The following is a 1050-nucleotide window of genomic DNA, read 5'->3' on the forward strand; positions in this document are numbered from 1 at the left end:
GCAACGACAGAGACCACCGACTCGGGCCCCGGCGGCTACGCGGCGGCCCGGCTGCGACTCCTCCAGGAGGAGTCGCGGTCCGGGCCGCCGCGCCGTAGCGCGCTGGCCGGACTCACCGACCAGTGGCTGGCCGCGCTGCTCGGCGGCGGTGCCGAGACCTCCGGGATCGGCGGCGGCGTGGCGCTGGTGGCGGTCGGCGGATACGGCCGCGGCGAACTCTCCCCGCGCAGCGACCTCGACGTCGTCCTGCTGCACGACGGCTCCGCCGACACCGCGGCCCTCGCCGCGCTCGCCGACCACATCTGGTACCCCGTCTGGGACATGGGGCTGGCCCTCGACCACTCCGTACGCACCCCCGACGAGGCCCGCAAGACCGCCGCCGAGGACCTGAAGGTCCAGCTCGGCCTGCTGGACGCCCGCCACCTCGCGGGAGACGCCGACCTCACCGCGGGCCTGCGCGCCACCGTCCTCGCCGACTGGCGCGCCCAGGCCCCGAAGCGGCTGCCCGAACTGCGCGAGCTGTGCCAGGAACGCGGCGAGCGCCACGGCGAGCTCCAGTTCCTGCTCGAACCCGACCTGAAGGAGGCCCGCGGCGGACTGCGCGACGCCACCGCGCTGCGCGCCATCGCCGCCTCCTGGCTCGCCGACGCGCCCCGCGAGGGCCTGGACGAGGCCCGGCGCCGACTGCTGGACACCCGTGACGCGCTCCACCTGGCCTCCGGCCGGGCCACCGACCGGCTCTCCCTCCAGGAGCAGGACCAGATCGCGGCCGCGCTCGACATGCTGGACGCCGACGCCCTGCTGCGCCAGGTCTACGAGTCGGCCCGGACCATCTCGTACGCGAGCGATGTCACCTGGCGCGAGGTCGACCGGGTGCTGCGCTCCCGCTCGGCGAGCAGGCCGCGGCTGCGCGGACTGCTCGGCGGCCGCGGACGTGGCGGCTCCGGCTCCGCGCAGACCCCGGCCGAGCGCAGCCCGCTCGCCGAGGGCGTCGTCGAACAGGACGGCGAGGTGGTGCTCGCCCGCGCCGCGCGCCCCGAGCGCGACCCC

General features: G+C 77.0%; 1 protein-coding gene. It reads left to right on the forward strand.

Features of this window, described 5'->3' with window-relative positions; all coding sequences use genetic code 11:
• Positions 1–1050: [protein-PII] uridylyltransferase family protein (locus tag EEJ42_RS31410; protein WP_246097515.1), on the forward strand; the 1050-nt coding region annotated here is incomplete at both ends.

Source organism: Streptomyces botrytidirepellens (assembly GCF_003721215.1).
Classification (GTDB): Bacteria; Actinomycetota; Actinomycetes; order Streptomycetales; family Streptomycetaceae; genus Streptomyces; species Streptomyces himastatinicus.